The sequence below is a fragment of the Caballeronia jiangsuensis genome (assembly GCF_046030135.1).
Lineage (GTDB): Bacteria > Pseudomonadota > Gammaproteobacteria > Burkholderiales > Burkholderiaceae > Caballeronia > Caballeronia jiangsuensis.
In genome coordinates this window covers 63,639-88,773 of sequence record NZ_JAQQDB010000015.1, presented here as the reverse complement: position 1 = coordinate 88,773, position 25,135 = coordinate 63,639, and the positions used below count along the sequence as shown (strand labels likewise).

Genomic DNA, 25,135 nt, shown 5'->3' with positions numbered 1-25,135 from the left:
ATGCAAAAACCCGCCAACCGGTGTACCCAACAATTTATTTCGCACCGTGGCGGCAGTCGAGCCAAAAAGTGTTAGGCCTGCTCGATGGTTGTAACACCATGTTACGTCAGAGTTTTTTCGTGTTGGCCGACTGTTTCGGATCGCCAATCATGTGACGAAATTTTTGCTGGACAGACGGTTGCGGAAGCCGTGAAATCGACGCGTGCACGGCCCGAATGTTGCTGGCTCTGAACCCCGGTCCGCACGGAGAATTTGTTGCTTTCATGCGCAGTGGGAATCAATCGATCTGGTAAATGAATTTGCCAATTTAATCGGGCACGAGCGAAAATCATGGTTTTTACTGACTTGACGACGAATACGCCGTGCAGCGCGACCGGCGTGTTCAGGTACGAGAACCTTTGATGGCACGGCCCAAACTCCTTCCCGACAACTTCACGCTGGCGCTCATCGGCACGGTCATCGTCGCCAGCTTCCTGCCCTGCCGCGGCAGCGCGGCGGTGGCGTTCAACTGGATCACCGATATCGCCATCGGTTTGCTGTTCTTCCTGCACGGCGCAAAGCTTTCCCGCGAGGCGATCATCGCCGGCGCGACGCACTGGCGGCTGCATCTCGTCGTGCTGCTCAGCACGTTCGCACTCTTCCCGCTGCTTGGCCTCGTTCTCAAGCCGGTGCTCATGCCGCTCGTCACGCCCGCGCTCTACACGGGCATCCTTTTTCTTTGCACGCTGCCGTCCACGGTGCAATCGTCGATTGCCTTCACGTCGATGGCGAAGGGCAACGTGCCGGCTGCCGTGTGCAGCGCATCGGCGTCGAGCCTGCTCGGCATTTTCATCACGCCTGCACTGGTCGGGCTCGTCGTGAGTAATCACGGCGCGACGACCGGCTCGCCGTGGCACACCGTCGGCAACATCACGCTGCAACTGCTCGTGCCGTTCATCGCCGGGCAATTGTTGCGGCCAGCCATCGGCAAATGGATCGACAAGCACCGCGCGATGCTCAAGTTCGTCGACCAGGGCTCTATCCTGCTCGTCGTGTACGTGGCGTTCAGCGAGGCCGTGAACGAAGGCATCTGGCATTCGATCTCGCTTTCGACGCTCGCGGGCCTGCTTGCCGTCAATATCCTGCTGCTGGCGGCCGCGCTTTTCATCACGGCCTTCACCGCGAAGCGTCTCGGCTTCTCGCGCGCTGACCAGATCACGATCATCTTCTGCGGCTCGAAGAAGAGCCTCGCCTCCGGCATTCCGATGGCGAAGGTGATCTTCGCGTCGCACGCGGTGGGCGCGGTGGTACTGCCGCTCATGCTCTTCCATCAGATCCAGCTCATGGTGTGCGCAGTGCTCGCGCAGCGCTGGGGTGCGCGCAAGACGGCGCCCGAACCGGTGCGCAAAGACAAGAACGTCGCTGCGCCCGCGCGCCGCTGATTCGAGCCTGACCGCAGGCTGCGTCGTCTGCCTTGCCATCATTACCCTCCTCTCCGAAGGCCGCCCTGCGCGGCCTTTGCGTCATTTGAGCCCGTCCGCACGTTGATGTCGATTCGGCCGGACGGCATAGGCCGAAACGCCTGACTTCCCGCATCGATCTTCGAAACTGCGTTGTCCGGCGTCCGACGCTTTGGCCTACACCTTTCGGCCGAATGGCGTCCGGGCATGTGCCTTGCCACACTCTTGTTCAACAACGTGCAGAAACGGGCATCGGACAAGCATGCGCACACCACGCGTCACTCATCAAAGGCGGAAGGAAAGATGAATCACGTCGAACAACTCACGACGGCATCCGCCTTGCGCGCCTTCCTCGACGAAATGCCGTTCCAGCGCGGCAGCGCGAAAGACGCCGGTCACGCGCTGCATGCGCTGATTAGCGAGGGCCTGGATCGACTGCCCTTGCCCGGTCACGGGAACACGTCCGAACGCTGGCGCTCGCTCGGCGCAGTCGCCGCGTTCGATCTGTCGCTGGTCAAGCTGTACGAAGGTCACACAGACGCGCTCGCGATCCTCGCCGAGCTCGGTGCCGCGCAACCGGACTACGGCAGCGCGTGGGCCGTGTGGGCGGCCGAGCCACCGAACGCGCGGCTATCGGCGCTGGGCGACATCGATTCGCAGACCGTGCTCTTGCAGGGCACGAAATCATGGTGCTCCGGCGCGGCGTCGGTCACGCATGCGCTCGTGACGGCATGGAACGAACGCGACGAACCGGTGCTTGCCGCCGTCGATCTGAGACACGACCGCGTGCGGATCACAGACTCTGGCTGGCAAGCGGTCGGCATGCAGGCGAGCGCGAGCGTCGATGTGTCCTTCGAACGGGTGCCCGCGCTTCGCATCGGCTCTCCGCGTGCATATGTCGAGCGTCCCGGCTTCTGGCACGGCGGCGCGGGTATCGCCGCGTGCTGGTTTGGAGCCGCAGCCGGCATCGCCGCATTCGTCGCGCGCGACGCGAGGCATCGCGCTGGACCGCACAAGCTCGCGCACCTTGGCGTCATCGATACGACCTTGTCCGCCACGGCCGCGTTGCTGCGCGAGACGGCCGAGTACATCGACCGTTCGCCGCACGCCGACGCGATGGCCGCCGCAATGCGCGCACGCCTCGCGGCGGAAACCGCGGCGGCGCTCGTCGTGACACGCGCAGGCCGTGCGCTGGGCGCAGCTCCGCTATGCCGCGACGCGCACTTCGCGCAACTCATGGCCGATCTGCCCGTTTTCATTCGACAAAGCCACGCCGAGCGCGACGAAGCATCGCTCGCCGAGCGCGTCATAGAGGAGGGACTAACTTCATGGCAAGTGTGACCACGCAAGCGCCGACAGACGAACAGGCCGCCGACCGCACGATATCCGGCGAAGGCACGCCCGAGGCCGCGTGGCAAGGATGGGCGCGTCTCAACGCGCTGCCCGAGGTCGATCCCGCCGACCTGGTGCCGCTCGGCGCACGGGCTGTCGTAGTTGCGCCACACCCCGACGACGAAGTACTCGGCACCGGCGGGCTGCTCGCCCGTCTCTCGGAAATCAGCCGCCGCATACTCATCGTTGCTGCTACCGACGGCACGGCGAGTCACCCGGATTCGACCGAATGGCCGCCGGAACGCCTTGCGCGCGTGCGTCCGCAGGAAACGAGAACGGCGCTTCAACGGCTGCATCTGCGGCAGGTTGAGGTGGTCAGGCTCGGGCTTCCGGACGGCGCGCCGGGTCGCATCGAAGAAATTTTATCAGGATCACTATCCGAATTTCTTCAACCCGGCGATATCGTTTTCACGACTTGGCGCTATGATGGTCACCCCGACCACGAAGCGGCCGGGCGTGCCGTTCATTCCGCGGCACAAGCGCTCGATCTGCCCTGCGTGGAAGTGCCGCTCTGGACCTGGCACTGGGCGTCGCCGGACGATACGCGCGTGCCATGGAGCCGTGCTCGCCGCATCGTCCTCGACACCGCAACGCATGCCCGGAAGCTTCGGGCCGTGCAGGCTTTTCGGAGCCAACTCGATCCCGATACCACGACCGGTCAGGCGCCAGTGCTACCCGAGCATGTGCTGGCCCGGCTGACTCGGCCATTCGAAGTCGTACTCATATGAACAACAACACCAGCGACAATACTAAGCAGTACTTCGATAACCTGTATCGACACGACGACGATCCCTGGAAAATCAGAAATCGATGGTATGAACGGCGCAAGCGCGCGCTCATGCTCGCGTCGCTTCCCCATGAGCGGTATGCGCGCGCATTCGAGCCCGGCTGCGGCAATGGCGAGCTGACGGCCCTGCTGGCGCAGCGCTGCGACGAACTGGTCGCCACGGATATCGCCGAGGACGCCGTCGCGCTCACGCGGCAACGCGTCGCGGAGTGTTCCAACGTAACCGTCCAGCAAATGCTCTTGCCCGATGTCTGGCCAAGCGGCAAGTTCGATCTCGTCGTGATCAGCGAGATCGGCTATTACCTTGACGAACCGCAGCTTTGGCATATCGTCGAGCACATACATCAGGCGCTGTCGCGGGATGGCGCTGTCGTCGCGTGTCATTGGCGTCGGCCGATCGAAGGCTGGGAGCAGCACGGCGACGACGTGCACGCAAAGTTGCGCGGCCGCATGAGTCTGCCGCTACTCTGCCACTACTGGGACGACGATCTGGTCCTCGACGTGTGGACGCCCGACAAGCGCTCGATCCACGACCGGGAAGCATCGGCATAGCGTTTTCTAACTTTTACTAAACAAACAAATCGCAAGGAATCTCATATACAACAAGGCTCTACTGGTTTTCTCCAATCCGATCTACGTGATTGATCCGGCTTTTTTACTATACAATCGCCCAAAGCATGCGAACCGGTCAGGCGCAATAAACAACGCGTGGACCGAAAGAACAGCCGAAAACAGGCGGAGACAGAGAACACCACGATGGCCACAACCATTCGCGATGTCGCGCGTGCGGCAAGCGTCTCGATCGGGACGGTGTCGCGCGCGCTCAAGAATCAACCGGGCCTGTCCGAAGCGACGCGCGTGCGCGTCGTCGAAGTCGCGCAGCAGCTCGGCTACGACTCGGGACAGTTGCGCACGCGCATTCGTCGCGTGACCTTTCTGCTGCATCGGCAGCACAACAATTTCGCCGTCAGCCCTTTTTTCTCGCATGTGCTGAACGGCTTCGAGGAAGCGTGTCGCGAGCGGCGGCTCGTGCCGTCGGTGCTCACGGCTGGCCCGACGCAGGATCTCGCGCAGCAGATGCGCCTGCACGCGCCCGACGCCATCGCGGTGGCGGGCTTCGTCGAGCCGGAACTGCTCGCGCATCTGCATTCGCTTGCGCGGCCTACCGTGCTCATCGATTTGCGCGCGCCGGGCTTTCGCTCGGTCAATATCGACAACGTGAAAGGCGCTTCGCTCGCCATGCAGCATCTTTTCGCGCAAGGACGGCGGCGTATCGCGTTCATCGGAGGATCGCTCGCGCATTACAGCATCGCGCAGCGCGCGCTCGGCTATCGCAAGGCGTATTTCGATGCCGGGCAGCTTTTCGATCCCACGCTCGAAATCGTCACTCAGCCTGGCTTGCCCGCCGATCTCGCCGCCGCCGACGCGATGGAGCGCCTGATCGCCGACGCCCGCGCGCAATCCAGTCCCCTGCCCGACGCGGTTTTCGCCTATAACGATGCAGCGGCCCTCGCCGCGATGCGTGTCTGTCTCGCGCACGGGCTGCGCGTGCCGGATGACGTCGCGTTCGTCGGTTTCGACGACATTCCGGCCGCCGCGCAAAGCACGCCGCCGCTTTCGACCGTGACCGTCGACAAGGAAGCGCTCGGGCGCCGCGGCGTCGAGTTGCTGTTGGAAGATCAATCGAGCCCGCCGAGCCAGGCCGACACGCTCGTCGCCGTCAATTTCGTTCCTCGCGCGAGCTCGGGCACGAAACAGGACATCAGCACGCCATGAACATGACCGCCTCACCTGCCATCGCGCAAGCAGTGCCAGCAGAACGCGCGATCGACTTCCGCAGCCGCGACTTCCTGCTCTCGCACGTGCGCGACACGCTCGCGTTCTACGCGCCCAACGCACGCGACCCGTCCGGCGGCTTCTTTCATTTCTTCAAGGACGACGGCAGCGTCTACGATCGCACGACGCGCCACCTCGTCAGCAGCACGCGCTTCGTCTTCAACTACGCGATGGCATACCGCCATTTCGGCGACGCGAGCTATCAAGACGACGCGCGCCACGCTTTCAAATTCCTGCGCGACGCGCACTGGGATGCCGCCAACGAAGGCTACGACTGGGAAATCGAGTGGCGCGACGGGCAGAAGCGCACGCTCGACGGCACGCGCCATTGCTACGGCACGGCGTTCGTGCTGCTCGCATGCGCGCACGCGGCGATGGCGGGCATCGACGAAGCAAAGCCGATGATCGACGAAACGTTCGCGCTCATGGAGCGGCGTTTCTGGGACGCCGACGCCGGCCTCTACGCCGACGAGGCCACGCCCGACTGGCAGCTTTCGGACTATCGCGGCCAGAACGCGAACATGCACGCGACCGAAGCGCTGCTCGCCGCGTACGAGGCGACCGGCCACGTCATCTATCTGGATCGCGCGGAAAAGATCGCGGGCAATATCACGCTGCGTCAGGCAAGGCTGTCGAATGGGCTCGTCTGGGAGCACTTTCACCGCGACTGGTCCGTGGACTGGCATTACAACGAATCGGACAGCTCGAACATCTTCCGTCCGTGGGGCTTCCAGCCGGGTCATCAGATCGAATGGGCGAAGCTTCTGCTGATTCTCGAGCGGCATCGCGCGCTGCCGTGGCTCGCGCCGCGCGCCGTTGAACTGTTCGATGCCGGCTTCAACCGCGCGTGGGACAGCCGCCACGGCGGCCTCTATTACGGCTTCGGCCCGGACGACACCATCTGCGACCACGACAAATATTTCTGGGTGCAGGCGGAAAGCTTCGCGGCGGCGGCGCTGCTCGGCGCGCGCACGGGCCGCGAGCGTTTCTGGGATTGCTACGACGAACTGTGGCGCTATAGCTGGGCGCATTTCGTCGATCACGAATACGGCGCGTGGTATCGCATTCTCACGTGCGACAACCGCAAGTACGGCGGCGAGAAAAGTCCCGCCGGCAAGACCGACTATCACACCATGGGCGCGTGCTACGAAGTGCTGAACGCGCTCGGCCCGAACTCGACTCAACGGTGACCCGAATGGCTAGCGAGCAAACCACCTTCCCGCAATTCGTCTCGGCAGGCGACATCCTCACCGACATGATCCGCACCGACGTGTCGAGCTGGCTTTCGCGTCCGGGTGGCGCGGGCTGGAACGTCGCGCGCGCGGTCGCACGGCTCGGGCTGCCGACAGCCTGCGCCGGCTCGCTCGGCACGGACAATTTCTCCGACGATCTGTGGGAAGCGAGCGCCTCGGCGGGGCTCGACATGCGCTTCATGCAGCGCGTCGAACGTCCGCCGCTGCTCGCGATCGTCCACAAGACGCAACCGCCGACGTACTACTTCATGGGCGAGAACGGCGCGGATCTGGCGTTCGACCCGTCGCGGCTGCCGCAAGGATGGATGGAGCGCGTGAAGTGGGCGCATTTCGGCTGCATCAGCCTCGTGCGCCAGCCGCTCGGCGCGACGCTCGCCGCGCTTGCCCGCCAACTGCGCGAGCACGGCGTGAAGATCAGCTTCGATCCCAACTATCGCAATCTGATGGAGCACGGCTACGAGCCGATCCTGCGCAACATGGCGAGCCTCGCCGATCTCATCAAGGTATCGGACGAGGATCTGCACATGCTCTTCAAGGGCATGCCCGAAGCGGACGCGCTCTCGAAAATCCGTTCGATGAATCCGCAAGCCACGGTGCTCGTCACGCGCGGGTCGGGCCAGGCGACGCTCTACGCCGGCGACCAGCAATACAGCGCGCGCCCGCCGAGCGTCGAAGTGGCGGACACCGTCGGGGCGGGCGATGCGTCCATCGGCGGATTGCTCTATAGCCTGATGGCGCGCCACGGCGACTGGCCCGATCACCTGAAGTTCGCGCTCGCGGCGGGCGCGGCGGCGTGCCGTCATTCGGGCGCGCATTCGCCTTCGCTGGAAGAGGTCGAAGATCTGTTGACGTGATCTGAAAAGCGCGTCGCACGCGTTACATATCAGCGTGCTAGCATGGGTTCGTCCTTGCCTGGAGGCGAATCCACATGGAAGACACCACCTACACGAAAGGCATCTATACCGCGACGATCGGCGTGCGCACCGTCGACGGCGGCAAGTTCCAGGGCCTCGTCTCGCTCGCCCGCGACGACGGCGAGGATACCGATGCGACGCTCTACGAAGTGGAAGCCGAATCGGGCAACGAAGAAGAAGCGCTCAACGAAGCGCGCGCGCTCGCGCACCGCATCCTCGGGGAAATCGAACTGTAGCCAGACGGCCATGGCGGCGCGTGGCACTGGAGCTTCGCGGCGCCTCCCGGCTGCATCGGAGGACATATGCCGGAACAGATCTTCCTATACGGCGTCTACGCCATCCACGTGAGGGCGGTCGAGCTGCAAGGCTCGCGCTGGGACGCGGAATACGAGATCCGTCATCACGACAAGGCCGTTCAGCCATGGACGACCGTCGGCGGCGATGACGGTCTCGCCGACAAAGCCGAAGCCGTCGAGCTAGCGCATCAGCGCGCTGTCTCGGATATCGAAGCCGGCGCGGGCATTCCGAAACCACGCGCGTTTCCCTAATTTTCGTTCGACGGATGCGCGAGACCCACGTGCGTATTCAACGCGAGCCGCTCGGCCTCGCGATGATCGATCGCTGACGCGCGTTCGTAGCCTTCGCGCGCGAGCGAGCGTTCGACGTAATCGAAGAGCACGCCCTCCGGTTCGAGCAGTTTCGCGATGAACGCGATCCGCAGCGTGCTCGCCGCGAGAATATCGGCGGCGGTGAACTGTTCGCCGAGCAGCCACGGCCCTTCTTCCAGCGCGTTCTCGATCGCTTGCTCGACGCGCTCCAGATCGCCCCAGCCGAAACTCACCGTGTTGCCCGGCGCGCCGGTCATGCGCTCGGCCATCGCGGGTTCGAGACACGAGCCGGTGAAAAACATCCACTGAAGAAAGCGGCCGCGCGAAGGGTCGTGCAACGGCACGCCGAGCGCGGTTTCCGGATAGCGATCCGCGAGATAGAGCAGCACCGCGCCCGATTCGGCCACGCGCACGCTGCCGTCTTCCAGCGCGGGCAACTTCGCCATCGGATTGACGCGGCAGAAATTCGGATCGTTCTGCGCGCCCGCCCGAATGTTCACGAACTCGAGCTGATACGGCACGCGCATTTCTTCGAGCATCCACAGCGCGCGGAAGGCGCGCGTCTTCGGCCAGTAGAAGAGCTTCATCGGCGTCGTTTTCGTTGTCTTTCGATGCGTTCAGGTTAGCCCCAAAACCCCGCGAATCGCGCGGCGCACGGCATCGGGTTTACGCGTAAGCAAAACAGATCGAGAAAAATTCCTCTCGCCGATCTCGAAAATGAGGCCATTGCTGCTCGATGTACGCGGAATCGCGACGAGTGCGCAAAAACATTCTGCATTTGTCGGCAAAGAATGTCGCATTGCCCCGCATCTCAAAAAAAGACTCTGGAGATTTCATGAACGCGCGCGTCCCCGCCGATGCATTTTTTCCTCCCGCGCTGTCGGACTATCAGCTCAGCGACAACCTGAGCGCCACCAAAGGCCGAATTTTCCTCACCGGCACGCAGGCGCTGGTGCGCCTCGTCCTGATGCAGCGCGAACGCGATCGCGCCGCCAATCTGAACACCGCCGGTTTCGTCAGCGGCTATCGCGGCTCGCCGCTCGGCATGGTCGATCAGCAGTTGTGGAAGGCGAAGAAACTGCTCGCGTCGCACGATGTGCGCTTTCTGCCCGCGATCAACGAGGAACTCGGCGGCACCGCCGTGCTCGGCACGCAGCGCGTGGAATCGGATGAAGAACGTACCGTCGATGGCGTGTTCGCGATGTGGTACGGCAAGGGCCCGGGCGTCGATCGCGCGGGCGATGCGCTCAAGCACGGCAACGCGTATGGCTCGTCGCCGCACGGTGGCGTGCTGGTGGTAGCGGGCGACGACCACGGCTGCGTGTCGTCGTCGATGCCGCATCAGAGCGACCAGACGATGATCTCGTGGCACATGCCGGTGGTGAATCCGTCGAACGTCGCGGACATGCTGGAGTTCGGTCTCTACGGCTGGGCGCTGTCGCGTTTCTCGGGCGCGTGGATCGGCTTCAAGGCGATTTCGGAGACGGTCGAATCCGGCTCGACCGTCGATCTCGACGCGATCCGCACCGACTGGCAAGCGCCCGCCGATTTCACGCCGCCGCCGGGCGGCCTGCACAACCGCTGGCCCGACCTGCCGAGCCTGACGATCGAAGCGCGCCTCGCCGCGAAGATCGACGCCGTGCGTCACTTCGCCCGCGCGAACAGCATCGACAAGTGGATCGCGCCGAGCCCGCGCGCGAACGTCGGCATCGTGACATGCGGCAAGGCGCATCTCGATCTGATGGAAGCGCTGCGCCGTCTCGAACTCACCATCGACGATCTCGACGCCGCCGGCGTGCGCATCTACAAGGTCGGGCTATCGTATCCGCTTGAAACGACGCGGCTGGAAACGTTCGTCGAAGGTTTGAGCGAAGTGCTCGTGATCGAGGAGAAAGGACCGGTCATCGAGCAGCAGATCAAGGATCACCTGTACAACCGCGTCGAAGGCGCGCGGCCGATCGTGATCGGCAAGAACGCGCGCGACGGCGCGCAGCTTCTTTCCGCGCTCGGCGAACTGCGTCCGTCGCGCGTGCTGCCGGTTTTCGCGGAATGGCTCGCGCGTCACAAGCCCGCGCTCGATCGCCGCGACAAGGTCGTCGATCTGGTCGCGCCGAACATCCTCTCGAATGTCGCCGATTCTGTTAAGCGCACGCCCTACTTCTGCTCGGGCTGCCCGCACAACACATCGACGAAAGTGCCGGAAGGTTCAGTCGCGCAGGCGGGCATCGGCTGTCACTTCATGGCGTCGTGGATGGAGCGTGACACCACCGGTCTGATCCAGATGGGCGGCGAAGGCGTCGACTGGGCGTCGCATTCGATGTTCACGAAAACGCCGCACGTCTTCCAGAATCTCGGCGACGGCACCTATTTCCATTCGGGCATTCTCGCGATTCGTCAGGCCGTGGCCGCGAAGGCGAACATCACGTACAAGATTCTCTATAACGACGCCGTCGCGATGACGGGCGGCCAGCCAGTCGACGGCAGCATTTCGGTGCCGCAGATCGCGCGGCAGGTGGAAGCGGAAGGCATCGCTCTCCTGGTCGTCGTGAGCGACGAGCCGGAAAAGTATCAAGGCCACGAAGATCAGTTTCCGCGCGGCACGACGTTTCATCACCGCAGCGAACTCGACGACGTGCAACGCCGCCTGCGCGACACGCCGGGCGTCACTGTGCTCATCTACGATCAGACCTGCGCCGCCGAAAAGCGCCGTCGCCGGAAAAAAGGCGAGTTTCCCGATCCGGACAAGCGCCTCTTCATCAACGAAGCCGTGTGCGAAGGATGCGGCGATTGCGGCGTGCAGTCGAATTGCCTCTCGGTCGAGCCGGTCGAAACGGAGTTGGGCCGCAAGCGGCGCATCGATCAGTCGTCGTGCAACAAGGATTACTCGTGCGTGAACGGCTTCTGCCCGAGCTTCGTCACGGTCGAAGGCGCGAAGCTGAAAAAGGCCGAGGGCCACGCGTTCGACCCGGCCGAACTCGCGCGCCGCGTCGATGCGCTGCCGCAACCGGCAGGCCTTCTCGACCAGGCGCCGTACGACATTCTCGTGACGGGCGTCGGCGGCACGGGCGTCGTGACGGTCGGCGCGCTCATCAGCATGGCGGCTCATCTGGAAGGCAAGAGCGCGTCGGTGCTCGATTTCATGGGCTTCGCGCAAAAAGGCGGCTCGGTGCTGTCGTTCGTGCGCTTTGCCGCGACGGACGCGCTGCTGAACCAGGTGCGCATCGACACGCAACAGGCGGACTTGCTGCTCGCGTGCGACATGGTCGTCGGCGCGAGTCCGGAAGCGTTGCAGACGGTGCGGCACAATCGCACGAAGATCGTCGTGAACACGCACGCGATCCCGAACGCGAGCTTCGTGCAGAACCCCGAAGCGAATCTGCACGCGGATGCGCTGCTCGACAAGATGCGTCACGCCGCCGGCCCCGGCGCGCACGACGCGATGCGCAGTTGCGATGCGCAAGCGCTCGCGCAACGTTTTCTCGGCGATACGATCGGCGCGAACATTCTGATGCTCGGCTTCGCGTGGCAGCTCGGCCTCGTGCCGCTGTCGCTCGCGGCGTTGATGCGCGCGATCGAGCTGAACAATGTCGCGGTCGCGGCGAACAAGCTGGCGTTCTCGATCGGCCGTCTCGCGGCGGCGGACATGGCCGCGCTCGAAGCGCTGACCGCGCAGGTGCTGGCGAAGCGCGTTGTGATGGACCGGATGTCGTTGCCCGAGCTGATCCGCGATCGCGAGGAACGTCTGCTGGCTTATGGCGGTTCGAAGTATGTCGCGCGTTATCGCAAGCTGGTGAACAAGGCGGCCGGCAACGAGGCCGTCGCGCGCGCCATCGCGATCTCGTTCTACAAGCTGCTCGCGGTGAAGGACGAATACGAAGTCGCGCGCCTCTATGCGGACCCGGCGTTCCGCGCCGCGCTCGGCGCGCAGTTCGACGGCACGGCGGGCGAAAGCTATACCGTGAAGTTCAACCTCGCGCCGCCTGCCCTATCGCATGGCGCGCCGAAGAAGAAGGTGTTCGGCCAGTGGATGTGGCCGGTGCTCGGCGGACTCGCGAAAATTCGCGCGTTGCGCGGCACGGCGCTCGATGTCTTCGGCAAGACGCTCGAACGCCGCATGGAACGCCAGCTCGCCGACGACTTCGAGATCACGATGACACGCGCCCTCGGCAAGCTCGGCGCCGCCAGCGCGGGCGATATCAAAGCGCTCGCCGCCCTTTTCGAGCGCGTGCGCGGCTACGGTCACGTGAAGCTCGCGAACGTCGCGATGGTCAAGCGCAGCGAACGCGACATCGCGGCGCGCATCGGCATCGAAGCGGCGACGGGCGATGCCGTGCGCGCCTCCATCGACACGATGAAGGGGGCGTCGTCGCTCAAGGGCATTCCGGTCGTCGTGGCGAAGTAATTATTCGATGTCGTCGTCGGGCAACCAGTCGACGTCGCCGCACAACACGCAGCGCTTGCCTTGCGAGCGCGTCTCCACCGAGAGCGTGATGCACGGCATCGCCTCGTTGATCGACAGATACGGCTTCGTCACATGCACGCGCTCGGGATCGCCGAGCGCCGCGCGGAAGTACGGACGGCGCAGCCAGTTCGCGCCCTGCGCGTCGATGAGCGGCAGAAAGCGCGCCTCGTGCGCGGCGCGATCCGCGCGTAGCACGACGTTGCGGCCCGCCTGCTTGCCGTTCTGATCGAGCAGGAAGCAGCGCGCGGCGTTGTCGAGCGCGAGAAAATTCCAGCACACTTCTTCGAGCGGCTCGCCCGCCGCGAGCCGCTCGGCGGCGCGCTCGAACGCGCGGATATACGGCTGGAGGCGCGTCGCGACACGCCGCTCGCGCGCTTCGGTCTGCAAGCGGTAACGCTCGGTCAGCTCACCGATCACGGTCTGCGCGTGAGCGCTGTCCGCGAGCCCCGGATGCGGCCGCGCGAAGAAAAATCCCTGCACGAAGTCCGCGCCGCTCGCGAGCGCGAGTTGCGCTTCGTGCTCGGTCTCGACGCCCTCGATCAACACGAGCTTGCCCGCCTCGTGCAGCAGCGACACGATGCCCGACAACACCGCCTCCATGTTCCGCCGCTGCTTGAGCGAGCGCGCCGATAGCGGCGCATGCACGTTGTGGCCGGCGTGCGAGAGCATCACGCGATCGAGTTTGACGATGTCCGGATCGAGCTGCCAGATACGCTCGATGTTCGTGTGCCCGGCGCCGAAATCGTCGAGCGCGATGAGAAAGCCGTGATCGCGGAACTGCTGCACCGCGAGCGCGAGCCGCTCGACATCTTCCGCGCTCTGTTCGAGCACTTCGAGCACGACGCGACGCGGCTCGATATTGAGGCGCTTGAGATTCGCGAGCAGCGCCGCCGCGTGATACGGCTCGATCAGCGCGCCGGGATGCACGTTGAGAAAGAGCCATTCGGTCTGCGCGCCGAGCATCTTGAAGTTCTCGAGATGCAGCGCCTGCGCGAGCCGGTCGATCAGCAATGCTTCGCCGACGCGCGATGCCTGCCCGAACACATCGAGCGGCGACACCGGCCGGTCGAGCGCATCGTGCGCGCGCAACAGGCCCTCGTAGCCGACCGCGCGCATGTGCGACAGACTGAACACCGGCTGGAAGACGCTCGACAGCGTCAACTCGCCATGCTCGACCGAATAGCGGTCGAAGCCCGATGTCACGCCGAGCTCGAAGCTGCGCGCGGAAACCGTCGCTTTCTCGGGGTTTGCGATCACCATGCCGATCCTCTCGCCTCCATGTCCCGGCGATGCGCGGTCGACCTGCGCCTGCCTTGCGTCATCCGTGCCACCGGGCCCGCGCCGGGCCCGTCCCATACCGTTGTCATAAGAACAGCCCTCGATGTCTCGTCGGGAGTCTCAGAGTCCCGTGGCTTTCGTTAAAGCAAGCTCCATGCGCAGTGCGCGGGTCGATTCGTCGATGGTTTGCCCGCTCCGTGCACCGCCAACAGGCGATTTCCTGTGCATGCGCACCGTCGCGGTGCGAAAACCGAAGGCCACTGTCGCTGCCCATATCGCCTGCAGAGGCTAAACTTTCGGCTCATCGAATCAATGCTAGACGCCGCGTGCGCCGGCCGCTCGCGCGCGTCGTGCAGTAGCGCACACATGGAAATCGTCTTTACCGTCCTCATTCTTCTGCTGGTCGTGGCGCTGTCGGGATTCGGCCTGAGCCTGCTCCCGGTCAAGCTGCCGCTGCCGCTCATCCAGATCGCGCTCGGCGCGTGCCTCGCGTGGCCGGGCTTCGCGCTGCATGTGACGTTCGATCCCGAGCTTTTCATGCTGCTCTTCATTCCGCCGCTGCTGTTCGCGGACGGCTGGCGCATTCCGAAGCGCGAGCTCTACATGCAACGGCGCGCGATCCTGATGCTCGCGCTCGGCCTCGTGTTCATCACGGTCGGACTGCTCGGCTACTTCCTGCACGCGATGATTCCGACGATGCCGCTGCCCATCGCGTTCGCGCTCGCCGCCGTGCTCTCGCCGACCGATGCTGTCGCGCTGACCGGCATCGCCGGGCGCAACCGGATTCCAGCGAACCTGATGCATATTCTCGAAGGCGAGGCGCTGATGAACGACGCGTCGGGCCTCGTCGCGCTGAAGTTCGCGATCGCGGCCGCGCTGACGGGCGTGTTCTCGCTGCGCGACGCGACGATCAGTTTTTTCATCATCGCGGCGGGCGGGATCGCGATCGGCGCGGCGATCAGTTGGGCGCTGACCGAAATTCCGTCGCGTCTCCTGAAGTTTTCCGAGGACGACGACCCGGCCGCGGGCGTGATCCTCACGCTCCTGATTCCGTTCGCGGCGTACGTCATGGCCGAGCATGTGGGCTGCTCGGGCATTCTGGCGGCGGTGTCGGCGGGCATGATGATGAACATCCAGAGCCTGCGCGAAGGCATTCCGAGCGCGGTGCGCGTGCGCATGACGAGCACCTGGACGATGATCGAGTTCGTCTTCAACGGCATGGTGTTCATCCTGCTCGGGCTGCAGTTTCCGCACATCCTCGGGCAGGCGCTGATCGAGGCGCATCACGACAGCGACGCGCAAGTCGGCCTCCTGATCGGCTACGTGGTCGCGACGCTGGTCGCGCTTTATTCGCTGCGATTCGTCTGGGTGTATTCGCTGCGCTGGGTCGCGGCGCGCAAGACCGCGAAACGCGGCATCGACAGCGCCGCGCCCGGTTTTCGCACGCTCGCGCTCACGACGATCGGTGGCGTGCGCGGCGCCGTCACGCTCGCGGGCGTGCTGTCGCTGCCCGTGACGCTCGAGGGGCGCGACCTGGCCATTTTCATCGCATCGGCGGTGATTCTGGTATCGCTGCTCATCGCTGTCGTGGGCTTGCCGCTGATGCTGCGCGGTATCGAGCGCGAGAAGAATCCGCACGCGGCGGAGGAACGCATGGCGCGCCGCCGCGCGGCGCAGGCGGCGATCCGCGCGATCGACGACACGCACGACGAGCTCATCGAGCAGATGGATGAAGCCGGGTCCGCGCGCTGCGCCGATTCGACCGCGCGCGTGATGGGCATGTATCGCAGACGGCTGGAATCGCTCGGCGACGAAGAAGCGCCGCGCGTGGCGGCGAAGAAGAGCGAACTGGTGGAGACGCGGCTCAAGATGGCGGCGCTGCGGGCCGAGCGCGCGGAATTGTTGCGGCTGCGGTCCCTGCAGGAGATCAACGACGAGACGCTGAACAAGCTGATGCGGGAAGTCGATCTGTCAGAGACGGCGATCGTGAATCGCAAGCGAGGGACGGGCGCGTGACGCGCGTGCAAATGCCGGACGCATCGGTTGACGATGCGTCCGGCTCTCAGGCGCTGACCACGTTCAGTTGAACGTATGCGTCATCCCGACGACCGCGCCGAAATCCGGCGACGACAACGTAGGCGCCAGCGTCAGGCCGCCATTCACGCGCCAGCGGCCATCCTCCGAGGTGCCGCCCACGCCCATCGCGAGGCCCATCTGGTTGTGGTAGTAGCCCGTTGCCACCGCGGCAGAGATTTTCCCGGGCCGATCGTCGTAGTGCAGCCCCGAAATCGCGATGGCGGCAGCCGTGCCGCCGTATGATTTCTTCAGATTCTGCGACACCTGATTCTGCAGATTGCCGAGGCCGGCGTTCATCTGATTCAGGTTGACGGCATCGGTCCCGTTCACGGCTGGCGCAACATTGGTCACACGGCGTTCGCTGCCCGCCGCGCCGACGGAAACCGTGTTGGCCTCGCTGGCGACCGAGTTCGCGCCCAGTGCAACCGAGTTATCCGCGTTCGCCACCGCGCCGTTGCCGATCGCCGTGCTGGACTGGCCGGACGCAACCGCGCCGCTGCCGATCGCCGTGGCGTTGGCGCCGGTGGCGACCGGAACGGCATACGTGTCCGGATTGCCCGTCACCCATACCGCGCCGGCGGGACTGACGTTGATGATCGCCGCGCTGATCGCGCCGTTGAGTTGCTCGACGTTGACCGCGTCGGTCAGATCGATGCCGGCCGCGACGTTGTGCAGCGTGACGGCGCCGGCCATCGGTCCGACCAGCGTGACGTCATTCGACACCGGCTGGCCGTTGGCGCCAAGGCCGACGGTGGGCGAGGCCGCGCTCGAGAACTGCAGCGGCGCGTTGTTCTGCAAGGCGGCGATGGAATTATCCACGCCGGCATACGATTGGCCGTACACGCTGTAGTTGGGCGAAGCTACTGCGCCTGTGTTCGGATCGTAGCCGGAGCCTCCACCCAGCGATGCAACCACGCTGCCGCCCAACGTATCGAGCTTGGTGTCCAAGGCTTTCAGTTGCGACACGTTGACCGCGTCGGTCAGATCGACGCCGGCCGCGACATTGTGCAGCGTGACGGCGCCGGCCGTCGGTCCGACCAGCGTGACGTCATTCGACACCGGCAAGCCATTGGCGCCAAGGCCGACGGTAGGCGACGCCGCCGTGGAGAATTGCAGGGGCGCGAGATTCTGCAACGCGGCAAACGCGTCGCCGACGTTCGACTGCGGCTGCCCGTAGACGTTGTAGGTCGGCCCGGTGAACGTGCCGTCCGCCGGGTTGAATTGCGCCCCGCCGCCCAACGCCTGCGCCACGCCGCTGCCGAACGAGTTCACTTTGCCGTCTTCGAGCTCCAATGCCAGATTGGTCGCGTTCAGTTGCGAGCCGTTCACTGCATCGGTGCTGTCGTAGGTGAGCCGGCCAGCGGCGACGTTGGTCAAGGTGCGTTCCGCGCCGACACTCCCGATGCTGACGGTGCTGGTCGGAGCCGCGCCCGCGAAGTCGAAGCGCATGCCGTTGAGGGTCACCGCCGAGGTGCCCACGGCGGCGGCCGTCACGCTTCCGGAACCGAGCGCGACGTCGTTGGCGTTGAGCGCCTGCGAATTCATCCCCAACGCTATCGAAGCCGGGCCGGATGCATTGGACTTTGCGCCGAACGCCAGCGCGTAATCACCTGAGGCGTTGGCGCCCGAACTGTTGTCCTGGTCTCCGCCGAACGCCATCGCGCCTCGGCCGGTCGCCTGAGACGACGCGCCGATCGCCACCGAATAGTCGCCGTTCGCCGTTGTGACTTCGGAATAAGGATGGCCGCCGATCGCGATCGCGTTTTCGCCGCGGGCCGCCGCGCCATCGCCGATTGCTACTTGCGAGCCCGCGCCGGTGGCGTTGGCGCCGGCCCCGATCGCGACCGGCGACGCACCGGGGAGAGCAGTCGTGTCGGCGTGCGTGTCCACGCCCAATGCAACGCCGTTATCGGCGCCACCCATCAAGTTTGTGGCGCTCGCACCGCTTCCGATGACTACCGCTTGCGCGAAACCGTCGCCGGCAAAGACAAGACCTGTCACGGAGAGAAGCATCGCCAGGATGCGCGGAACGCCCGGCGTGCGCTGCCGTCTCGATGAAGCCTTGCCTCGCCCTGGTGCAGCCTTCGGCATATCAGCCGAATCAGACTTCTGGATACGTTTCAACCTGTTTATCATTATTCGCATTCCGAACTAATCACCACGGCTCTCTCAAGGAAAGGGCATTCTGTGCCATGGATGACGCGGATGTTAGCGAGCAGCTTAAAGACGCAACAGCCGAAAATTCCGAAGATGCCTGATTAATACTACGAAGCAAATATGCTTGCCTAAAAGCATCACGCGCGCCACGGGGCGCGCGTGAGTTCAGGCATCAGATGACGCCGCCGCCGCGCCGTCGCAACAGCGCATAAAAAATGATCGCCCCGAATGTAGCCGTCCCGATGCCGCCGAGCGCGAACCCCCCGAGCTTCAGCGTGAAATCCCCGGTGCCGAGCACGAGCGTGACGGCCGCGACAATCAGATTGCGGTTATCCGAGAAGTTCACCTTGTTGACGACCCAGATGCGCGCGCCGGTCACCGCGATCAGGCCGAACACGACGATCGAAACGCCGCCCAGAACGGGGCCCGGAATCGTCTGGATCACCGCGCCGAACTTCGGCGAGAACCCGAGCACGATCGCGAACAGCGCCGCGATCACGAACACGAGCGTCGAATAGATCTTCGTGACGGCCATCACGCCGATATTCTCCGCGTACGTCGTCACGCCGGTGCCGCCGGCGAAACCCGAGACGATCGTCGCCAGCCCGTCGCCGACGAACGCGCGGCCGATGTACTTGTCGAGGCTCTTGCCCGTCATCGCGCCGACGGCCTTGATGTGCCCGAGATTCTCCGCAACCAGAATGATCGCGACCGGCGCGATCAGCGTCATCGCTGGGGCTTCGAACACGGGCGCGGTGAAGTGCGGCATGCCGAACCACGCGGCGTTCGCGACGATCGAAAAATCGATCGGCTTGCCCATGCCCATGCCGTTGGTCAGCACGGCATAGATGACGTACGCGATCGCGAGGCCGATCAGAATCAGGAGGCGCTGCGCCATGCCGCGCGCGAACACCGCGACGCCGCCCACGCAGAGCACGGTGACGAGCGCCATCCACGATTCGAAGCTGCTGCCCATCACGGCTTTCACGGCGATCGGCGCGAGATTCAGTCCGATCACGCAGACGATCGCGCCGGTGACAACCGGCGGCATCAGCGCTTCGATCCACTTCGTGCCGACCGCCGCGACGATCAGGCCGATGACCGTGTAAGCCACGCCGCACGCGATGATCCCGCCGAGCGCGACCGGAATGTTCATGTTCGGGCCATGACCGCCGTAGCCCGTCACGGCGATCACGAGGCCGATGAACGCAAAGCTCGAACCAAGATAGCTCGGCACGCGGCCGCCGACCAGCACGAAGAACAGCAGCGTGCCGATGCCCGACATGAAGATGCACAGATTGGGATCGAAGCCCATCAGGAGCGGCGCGAGTACGGTCGAGCCGAACATCGCGACGACGTGCTGAATGCCCATCGCGATCATCTGCGGCCAGGCGAGGCGCTCGTCGGGCGCGACGATGCGCCCCTCCTGAGCATCCGTCTGGACCGGCCAGCGCGGGAAATAGGAATCGGACATCGGCGGGGCTCCTTCTCGGCGGTGAGGCGCCGTCCGTGCGGCGCGCTTGATCTGAAATCAGGCGCGAGTGTACGGAGCGGGCTCTCGGGTGGCAAGCGAGCCGATATTACGACCGTTTGGCCGTCGCATGCCCGCGACGTGTCACCCCTGCCCGCCACGTCAGACGCCGCGTCCCAGTTCGAAAACCGCGACCGCGCTCTTCAGTTGCTCGGCCTGATCGGCCATCGCGCCCGCGGCGGCGGCCGCCTGCTCGACGAGCGCCGCGTTCTGCTGCGTCACCTCGTCCATCTGCGCGACGGCCCGGTTCACCTGCTCGATGCCCGCGCTCTGCTGGTGCGACGCCGATGAAATCTGCGCCATGATGTCCGTCACGCGCTGGACCGCGTGCGTGACTTCGGCCATCGTCGCGCCGGCGCGCTCGGCCAGCGCCGCGCCACTGTCCACGCGCGCCGTCGATGCCTCGATCAGTTCCTTGATTTCCTTCGCCGACATCGCGCTGCGCTGCGCGAGCGAGCGCACTTCGCCCGCGACCACCGCGAAGCCGCGCCCTTCCTCGCCGGCGCGCGCCGCTTCCACAGCGGCATTCAGCGCGAGGATATTGGTCTGGAAGGCGATGCCCTCGATCACGGCGATGATGTCCGTCATACGCTTGGAGCCGGACGCCAGTTCGCGCATGTTATCCACGACTTCGCCCACGAGTTCGCTGCCGCGCGCCGACACGTCCGACGCGCCGCGCGCGAGGCCGCTCGCCTCGTCCGCATTGCTCGCGTTCTGTTTCACGGTCTGCGTGAGCTGCTCCATGCTCGACGCGGTTTCCTCCAGCGACGCCGCCTGCTCTTCGGTGCGCTGCGACAGATCGGTGTTGCCCTGTGCGATTTCGCGCGATGCGAACAGAATCGACTCGCTCGAATGGCGAATCCCGCCGACGATATCCGCGAGCTTCGTGCTCATGTTGCCGAGGCTCGCGAGCATGCTGCGCTCGTCGCCGGGGCGCGTGTCGACGCGCGTCGACAGGTCGCCGCGCGCGATGCGGTCGGCGATGTCCGCCGCGTACGCCGGCTCGCCGCCGAGCTGCGCGGAAAGACGCCGTCCGATCAAAACCGCGAGCAGCGCGCCCGCGACCATCGCGCCGAACACGAGCGCGAGCATGACGATGCGCATCGTTTCGTATTCCGATGCCGCGTCGCGGCGCGCGTCGGTTGCACGCTTTCTCTTGAAGTCGGCGAGGCGCTCCAGCGAATCGCGCGCCTTTTCGCTCGCGGCGATCGCGCGCGCGATGAGGCCCATCTGATCGACGTCGATCGGCATCGGCTTCCTGCCCATCTGCATCAGCACGATGTCTTCCCACGCGGCGACGGACTTGCTCGCCGTGTCGTAGAGCGCGATGCCTTCGGCGGAGTGCATCGTCGGGCGCATGAGCTCGAACGCGCGGTGCATGCTGTCGAGCGACGCCGACATGCCTTCCTTCAGCTTTGCCTTGCCGGTGTCGTCGGCGAACGTGAGGTTGGCGGCGGCGAGATCCGTGTTGAGCTTGTGCTTGTTCACTTCCTCGACCCAATAGAGGCCGTCCATGTGACGTTGGCCGATTTCCTCGATCAGGCCGTTCATCTTCGCGAGCGAAACCACGCCGGTGACGCCCACACACGCGCAGAACAGGATCACGACCGCGAAAGACAGCAACAGCTTGCTGAGCACGGACAGGCGGTCAAACCATTTCATCGATGTCTCCTCTTTCACGCCCCGCGGACGACGCCCGCGGACGGCGCGGCGCAAACTCCGGTTTGCGCACAGAGTGGCTTTACGGCGCTCGTTTCGTTTTTCTTGAGCGCGTATGAAGGAGATAACGGCGTGAGGATGAGCGTCGAAATATCGACGAAAGACCCGCGAAAGCGGCGTCGAAAGAAATCTGCCAATTGTTGCCCATCGGCAGAGAAACTAAGCAGGCGCTTAATTGGGAGTTTTCTGATTCGGGCGTACATCCGTGCAACGTATGCTTTCTACATGCGTGTTCCATGTACGCGCATATTGTTGCAACTCTCCGATTACCGCCCTTGGCACCCGGCTTGGGCGGTTCTTTTTTGGGCGCTCGTTTTTTTATCGTCGATGTATTCCGAGCGCGTCGACCAAAGCCGTTCCCCGTCAATATCGAATTGCCGCCCGACCGAGTGTCGCCCGGGCGTCCTCTCGCTTTACTGCCGCACCGGCTTTTTCGCCAGCTTGCGCTGCAGCGTGCGCCGATGCATGTTGAGCGCGCGCGCCGTCGCCGAAATATTGCCGTTGTTCTCGGCGAGCGCACGCTGAATGTGCTCCCATTCGAGCCGCGCGACTGAGAGCAGCGTCGGGTTCTCAATCGCTTCCTCCGCCGTCTGCTCGCTCGCCTGCTCGTGGAGCGCGGAGAGAATCGACTCGACGTTCGCCGGCTTCGCGAGGTAGTTGTCCGCGCCGTCCTTCACCGCCTGCACGGCCGTCGCGATGCTCGCGTAGCCGGTCAGCACCAGAATGCGCGCATCCGGTTGCAGGTCACGCAGCGGCGCGACGAGCCGCAGCCCGGAATCGTTGCGTAGATGAAGATCGACCGTGATTTGCCCGAACTTGTGCTGGTTGGCGAGCTTCAGCGCTTCGTCGGCGTCGTGGGCCTGATGTGGCGTGAAGCCGCGCCGCGTGAGGCCGCGGGCGAGAATGCCGGAAAAGACTTCGTCGTCGTCGATGATCAGGAAGTTGGTATCGCTCATGGTTTTTCTCCGTAATGCCGATCGGGCGCGCCTGGGTTCGAGTTCAGGCCGCGCCGCTTCGTTCAGTTCTCGCCGCCGGCGCCGCGACCGCGCCGCGGTTCGGCAGGCGCAACACCGCGCACGTGCCGCGCGGCTTGCCGTCGATCAGTTCGATCGATCCGGACAACCGCGCCGCCGCCGCGAACGCCAGATATAGCCCGACGCCGTGCCCGCCCTGGGTGCTGTCGACCGGGCCCGCGCCCAGCGTTGCGCGCAGCGCGGGCGGAATGCCCGGGCCGCGATCGCACACGTCGAAGCGCACGTAGTCCATTTCGTCGATGGTCTCGGCAGACGCCTGCAGCGTCACCGATTCGCTGCTCGCACGCGCGGCGTTGTCGAGCAGGATCGTGAGGATCTGGCCGACGGCCACCGCATCGTCGATCGACGCATCTTCGGGTGTCCCGTCGATCTGCGCGAATTTCACCTGCGGATGCCGCAAACGCCATTGCTCGATGAAGCTCGACAGCCATTCGTCGATTCCCTGTCGGCTCGACGGACCCGTCGCGCGGCTGCGCAGGCGTGCGAGCGCGGACGTGCAGAGCGCCATCTGCTGCTCGAGCAGTTCGAAGTCCGCGGCGTAGGGCGCGAGGTTCTTGTCGTGCGCGGCGGAGTCGCGCAGTTCCTCGGAGAGCATCGCGATGGTCGAAAGCGGCGTGCCCATTTCGTGCGCGACGGTCGCCGCCTGCACGCCGAGCGCGACCGCGCGCTCATCGCGAAGATGACGTTGCTGGGCTTCCGCGAGCGCGGCGTCACGCGCGCGCAGCGCCCGCGACATGCGCGCGACGAACCAGCCGATCAGCCCCACGCTCACCATGAAGTTGACCCACAGACCCGTGCGGAAATAATCGAAGAGATTGGCCGGATTCTCGATATTGAGCGGCACGTAGTTGTAGCTGAGAAGCGCATAACAGGCGACGGCGAAGAGCGCGAGGCAGGCCATCATCGTCCAGGGCAGCACGGCGGCGGCGATTGCGAGCGACGGCAGATAAAGCGTGACGAACGGATTGGTCGCGCCGCCGGAGAGGAACAGGAGCGCCGAGAGCGCGCCGAGATCGACCCACATCTGGCCGAACAGTTCGAGATTCGTCTCCGGCCGCGCCCGCGCGACGCGCAGCCACGTGAGGCCGTTGAACATCATCTCCAGCGCGATGACGAGCAGCATCGCGGGCAGCGGGAGCTTCGCGCCGAAGAAGATCTGCACGACGGCGATGGTCGTCAACTGGCCGATGATCGCGAGCGAGCGAAGCCAGAAGAGGTGACCGAGATTGACCCGACCGGTATTGGTTATGCGATGCATCTCGTTGAGTGCTTGACGGCGTGGTTACGCTTCCCGCGACATTATCCCGCTTGCATCGGGCTTCGAGCCGCATCTGGCACGATTTGTCGCACCCCGGGTCGCGTGGTCTGCTAATCGAGCGCGGCCCCGCGCCCGATTTCCGCCGCGAGACACGCCGGACACAGGCAACTCATTTCGGGCCGCAGACGGTCGAGCGGCAACGCGGGAAGCGCCGCGCACCAGCAGGCCGCATCGCCCGCGAGCATGCCGCAGCGAAACGATGCGCCGCAGCGCACGCAAACCAGCGAGCCCGGCGCTTCCCTTTCGTTCGTTTCAGGGAATACGTTCATCATCTTGTCATCAATCCGTCCGAACGATGATCGCATGTCGGCCCGCCCGCCGGAAAACGTCGCGCCGCCGCGGCAATTCGTCCTGCCGCGATGCGTCGGTCCTGTACAATTCGGCGTGTTTAAACGCTCCTCGCCCCATTTGCCGCCATGTCCGAGCAACCCGACCTCACGCAAATCGCGCCTACCCTGAAGGCTGAAATTCTGGCCGAGGCGCTGCCTTATATCCGTCAATATCACGGCAAGACGGTCGTGATCAAATACGGCGGCAATGCCATGACCGAAGAGCGCCTGAAGCAAGGCTTCGCGCGCGACGTCATCTTGCTGAAGCTCGTCGGCATCAATCCGGTGATCGTTCACGGCGGCGGCCCGCAGATCGATCAGGCGCTGAAAAAGATCGGCAAGCAGGGCACCTTCATCCAGGGCATGCGCGTCACCGACGAAGAAACCATGGAAGTCGTCGAATGGGTGCTCGGCGGCGAAGTGCAGCAGGACATCGTCACGCTGATCAATCACTTCGGCGGCCAGGCGGTCGGTCTGACGGGCAAGGACGGCGGCCTGATTCACGCGCGCAAGCTGCTGATGCCGGACCGCGACAATCCGGGCCAGTTCATCGACATCGGACAGGTCGGCGAAGTCGAGTCGATCAACCCGGCCGTCGTGAAGGCGCTGCAGGACGACGCGTTCATTCCGGTCATTTCGCCCATCGGTTTCGGCGAGGACGGCCTCTCGTACAACATCAACGCGGATCTCGTCGCGGGCAAGCTCGCCGTCGTGCTGAATGCGGAAAAGCTCGTCATGATGACGAACATCCCCGGCGTGATGGACAAGGAAGGCAATCTGCTGACCGACCTTTCCGCGCGCGAGATCGACGCCCTCTTCGCCGACGGCACCATCTCCGGCGGCATGCTGCCGAAGATTTCCTCCGCGCTCGATGCAGCGAAGAGCGGCGTGCGCTCGGTGCACATCATCGATGGCCGCATCGAGCATTCGGTGCTGCTCGAAATTCTGACCGAGCAGCCGTTCGGCACGATGATCCGCTCGCATTGAACGTCATTTTTTCGC

At 64.6% G+C, this 25,135-nt stretch carries 20 protein-coding genes; 12 read left to right on the top strand and 8 right to left on the bottom strand.

What is annotated here, in order from left to right; translation table 11 throughout:
• Positions 1-401: 401 nt before the first annotated feature.
• The 9 genes from PQR08_RS17725 to PQR08_RS17685 all read left to right on the top strand — a co-directional run bounded on the left by PQR08_RS17725 (position 402) and on the right by PQR08_RS17685 (position 8,169).
• A complete protein-coding gene (locus PQR08_RS17725) occupies positions 402-1,421 on the top strand; it encodes a bile acid:sodium symporter family protein (protein ID WP_238209514.1) in 1,020 nt (339 codons plus the stop codon).
• Positions 1,422-1,742: 321 nt separating this feature from the next.
• Positions 1,743-2,780, top strand: coding sequence for an acyl-CoA dehydrogenase (locus tag PQR08_RS17720; RefSeq protein ID WP_408161949.1), 1,038 nt, complete (start codon positions 1,743-1,745; stop codon positions 2,778-2,780).
• The gene (locus PQR08_RS17715) at positions 2,768-3,559 is read left to right on the top strand and encodes a PIG-L deacetylase family protein (RefSeq protein WP_408161947.1); all 792 of its coding nucleotides are present in this window, start codon (positions 2,768-2,770) and stop codon (positions 3,557-3,559) included. Before PQR08_RS17720 ends, PQR08_RS17715 begins: the two co-directional genes overlap by 13 nt.
• Positions 3,556-4,170 (top strand): class I SAM-dependent methyltransferase, encoded by a 615-nt coding sequence (locus tag PQR08_RS17710; RefSeq protein WP_408161946.1) that lies wholly within the window; start codon positions 3,556-3,558, stop codon positions 4,168-4,170. Before PQR08_RS17715 ends, PQR08_RS17710 begins: the two co-directional genes overlap by 4 nt.
• A gap of 204 nt (positions 4,171-4,374) precedes the next feature.
• Entirely contained in the window at positions 4,375-5,394 is a 1,020-nt protein-coding gene (locus PQR08_RS17705) for a LacI family DNA-binding transcriptional regulator (protein WP_035497401.1), read from the top strand.
• On the top strand, positions 5,391-6,644 hold the full coding sequence (locus PQR08_RS17700) for an AGE family epimerase/isomerase (protein WP_408161945.1): 1,254 nt from the start codon (positions 5,391-5,393) through the stop codon (positions 6,642-6,644). Before PQR08_RS17705 ends, PQR08_RS17700 begins: the two co-directional genes overlap by 4 nt.
• A 5-nt stretch (positions 6,645-6,649) precedes the next feature.
• The gene (locus PQR08_RS17695) at positions 6,650-7,561 is read left to right on the top strand and encodes a carbohydrate kinase family protein (protein ID WP_187608767.1); all 912 of its coding nucleotides are present in this window, start codon (positions 6,650-6,652) and stop codon (positions 7,559-7,561) included.
• 74 nt (positions 7,562-7,635) lie between these two features.
• Positions 7,636-7,857, top strand: a complete 222-nt coding sequence (locus PQR08_RS17690; RefSeq protein WP_035497397.1) for a hypothetical protein — start codon at positions 7,636-7,638, stop codon at positions 7,855-7,857.
• A gap of 66 nt (positions 7,858-7,923) precedes the next feature.
• Positions 7,924-8,169: a hypothetical protein gene (locus PQR08_RS17685; protein WP_035497396.1), complete on the top strand. Its 246-nt coding sequence runs from the start codon at positions 7,924-7,926 to the stop codon at positions 8,167-8,169.
• On the opposite strand, the gene PQR08_RS17680 is transcribed toward PQR08_RS17685, so the two are convergent.
• Positions 8,166-8,816, bottom strand: a complete 651-nt coding sequence (locus PQR08_RS17680) for a glutathione S-transferase family protein (RefSeq protein WP_408161942.1) — start codon at positions 8,814-8,816, stop codon at positions 8,166-8,168. The genes PQR08_RS17685 and PQR08_RS17680 overlap by 4 nt on opposite strands.
• A 248-nt stretch (positions 8,817-9,064) precedes the next feature.
• Here PQR08_RS17680 and PQR08_RS17675 point away from each other — a divergent pair, with 248 nt between their 5' ends.
• Positions 9,065-12,631 carry an indolepyruvate ferredoxin oxidoreductase family protein gene (locus tag PQR08_RS17675; protein WP_408161941.1) on the top strand — a complete coding sequence of 1,189 codons (3,567 nt, stop codon included), beginning with the start codon at positions 9,065-9,067 and terminating at the stop codon, positions 12,629-12,631.
• Here PQR08_RS17675 and PQR08_RS17670 read toward each other — a convergent pair whose 3' ends face one another.
• Positions 12,632-13,951, bottom strand: a complete 1,320-nt coding sequence (locus PQR08_RS17670; RefSeq protein WP_238209503.1) for an EAL domain-containing protein — start codon at positions 13,949-13,951, stop codon at positions 12,632-12,634. It lies immediately after the preceding gene.
• Between the two features lie 384 nt (positions 13,952-14,335).
• Here PQR08_RS17670 and PQR08_RS17665 point away from each other — a divergent pair, with 384 nt between their 5' ends.
• Complete coding sequence (locus tag PQR08_RS17665) at positions 14,336-15,985, top strand: Na+/H+ antiporter (protein WP_309879398.1); 1,650 nt, start codon at positions 14,336-14,338, stop codon at positions 15,983-15,985.
• 63 nt (positions 15,986-16,048) lie between these two features.
• On the opposite strand, the gene PQR08_RS17660 is transcribed toward PQR08_RS17665, so the two are convergent.
• The 6 genes from PQR08_RS17660 to PQR08_RS17635 form a co-directional block, all read right to left on the bottom strand.
• On the bottom strand, positions 16,049-17,935 hold the full coding sequence (locus PQR08_RS17660) for a YadA family autotransporter adhesin (RefSeq protein WP_408161939.1): 1,887 nt from the start codon (positions 17,933-17,935) through the stop codon (positions 16,049-16,051).
• A 439-nt stretch (positions 17,936-18,374) separates the two neighbouring features.
• Entirely contained in the window at positions 18,375-19,676 is a 1,302-nt protein-coding gene (locus PQR08_RS17655) for a solute carrier family 23 protein (RefSeq protein WP_238209499.1), read from the bottom strand.
• Between the two features lie 159 nt (positions 19,677-19,835).
• Positions 19,836-21,395 (bottom strand): methyl-accepting chemotaxis protein, encoded by a 1,560-nt coding sequence (locus PQR08_RS17650; protein WP_408161937.1) that lies wholly within the window; start codon positions 21,393-21,395, stop codon positions 19,836-19,838.
• A gap of 470 nt (positions 21,396-21,865) precedes the next feature.
• Positions 21,866-22,408: a response regulator transcription factor gene (locus PQR08_RS17645; RefSeq protein WP_408161936.1), complete on the bottom strand. Its 543-nt coding sequence runs from the start codon at positions 22,406-22,408 to the stop codon at positions 21,866-21,868.
• Between the two features lie 43 nt (positions 22,409-22,451).
• Entirely contained in the window at positions 22,452-23,744 is a 1,293-nt protein-coding gene (locus tag PQR08_RS17640) for an ATP-binding protein (protein WP_408161934.1), read from the bottom strand.
• Positions 23,745-23,854: 110 nt separating this feature from the next.
• Positions 23,855-24,076: a cysteine-rich CWC family protein gene (locus PQR08_RS17635; RefSeq protein ID WP_408161932.1), complete on the bottom strand. Its 222-nt coding sequence runs from the start codon at positions 24,074-24,076 to the stop codon at positions 23,855-23,857.
• Between the two features lie 144 nt (positions 24,077-24,220).
• Between PQR08_RS17635 and argB the strand changes: the two genes are divergently transcribed.
• Positions 24,221-25,120, top strand: coding sequence for an acetylglutamate kinase (gene argB / locus PQR08_RS17630; RefSeq protein WP_035497373.1), 900 nt, complete (start codon positions 24,221-24,223; stop codon positions 25,118-25,120).
• Positions 25,121-25,135: the final 15 nt, after the last annotated feature.

What these genes read in the sequence shown, in the direction of transcription:
- PQR08_RS17685 (WP_035497396.1), top strand. Translation starts at nt 7,924, where the DNA reads ATGCCGGAACAGATCTTCCTATACGGCGTCTACGCCATCCACGTGAGG.
- PQR08_RS17700 (WP_408161945.1), top strand. Translation starts at nt 5,391, where the DNA reads ATGAACATGACCGCCTCACCTGCCATCGCGCAAGCAGTGCCAGCAGAA.
- PQR08_RS17635 (WP_408161932.1), bottom strand. Translation starts at nt 24,076, where the DNA reads ATGATGAACGTATTCCCTGAAACGAACGAAAGGGAAGCGCCGGGCTCG.
- PQR08_RS17645 (WP_408161936.1), bottom strand. Translation starts at nt 22,408, where the DNA reads ATGAGCGATACCAACTTCCTGATCATCGACGACGACGAAGTCTTTTCC.
- PQR08_RS17725 (WP_238209514.1), top strand. Translation starts at nt 402, where the DNA reads ATGGCACGGCCCAAACTCCTTCCCGACAACTTCACGCTGGCGCTCATC.
- PQR08_RS17655 (WP_238209499.1), bottom strand. Translation starts at nt 19,676, where the DNA reads ATGTCCGATTCCTATTTCCCGCGCTGGCCGGTCCAGACGGATGCTCAG.
- PQR08_RS17715 (WP_408161947.1), top strand. Translation starts at nt 2,768, where the DNA reads ATGGCAAGTGTGACCACGCAAGCGCCGACAGACGAACAGGCCGCCGAC.
- PQR08_RS17680 (WP_408161942.1), bottom strand. Translation starts at nt 8,816, where the DNA reads ATGAAGCTCTTCTACTGGCCGAAGACGCGCGCCTTCCGCGCGCTGTGG.
- argB (WP_035497373.1), top strand. Translation starts at nt 24,221, where the DNA reads ATGTCCGAGCAACCCGACCTCACGCAAATCGCGCCTACCCTGAAGGCT.
- PQR08_RS17670 (WP_238209503.1), bottom strand. Translation starts at nt 13,951, where the DNA reads ATGGTGATCGCAAACCCCGAGAAAGCGACGGTTTCCGCGCGCAGCTTC.
- PQR08_RS17705 (WP_035497401.1), top strand. Translation starts at nt 4,375, where the DNA reads ATGGCCACAACCATTCGCGATGTCGCGCGTGCGGCAAGCGTCTCGATC.
- PQR08_RS17695 (WP_187608767.1), top strand. Translation starts at nt 6,650, where the DNA reads ATGGCTAGCGAGCAAACCACCTTCCCGCAATTCGTCTCGGCAGGCGAC.
- PQR08_RS17675 (WP_408161941.1), top strand. Translation starts at nt 9,065, where the DNA reads ATGAACGCGCGCGTCCCCGCCGATGCATTTTTTCCTCCCGCGCTGTCG.
- PQR08_RS17720 (WP_408161949.1), top strand. Translation starts at nt 1,743, where the DNA reads ATGAATCACGTCGAACAACTCACGACGGCATCCGCCTTGCGCGCCTTC.
- PQR08_RS17690 (WP_035497397.1), top strand. Translation starts at nt 7,636, where the DNA reads ATGGAAGACACCACCTACACGAAAGGCATCTATACCGCGACGATCGGC.
- PQR08_RS17650 (WP_408161937.1), bottom strand. Translation starts at nt 21,395, where the DNA reads ATGAAATGGTTTGACCGCCTGTCCGTGCTCAGCAAGCTGTTGCTGTCT.
- PQR08_RS17665 (WP_309879398.1), top strand. Translation starts at nt 14,336, where the DNA reads ATGGAAATCGTCTTTACCGTCCTCATTCTTCTGCTGGTCGTGGCGCTG.
- PQR08_RS17710 (WP_408161946.1), top strand. Translation starts at nt 3,556, where the DNA reads ATGAACAACAACACCAGCGACAATACTAAGCAGTACTTCGATAACCTG.
- PQR08_RS17640 (WP_408161934.1), bottom strand. Translation starts at nt 23,744, where the DNA reads ATGCATCGCATAACCAATACCGGTCGGGTCAATCTCGGTCACCTCTTC.